Genomic DNA, 213 nt, shown 5'->3' with positions numbered 1-213 from the left:
GCCCTATTCCCGCTCGTGCGCATCAAACTCCCGCATAGCGCACTTTTTTCTGCCCTATTCTCGCTCGTACGCACCAAACTCCCGCATAGCGCACTTTTTTCTGCCCTATTCCCGCTCGTACGCATCAAACTCCCGCATAGCGCACTTTTTTCTGCCCTATTCCCGCTCGTGCGCATCAAACTCCCGCATAGCGCACTTTTTTCTGCCCTATTC

This window comes from Paenibacillus curdlanolyticus YK9 (genome assembly GCF_000179615.1).
Lineage (GTDB): Bacteria > Bacillota > Bacilli > Paenibacillales > Paenibacillaceae > Paenibacillus_T > Paenibacillus_T curdlanolyticus.
This window is presented reverse-complemented; position numbering follows the sequence as displayed.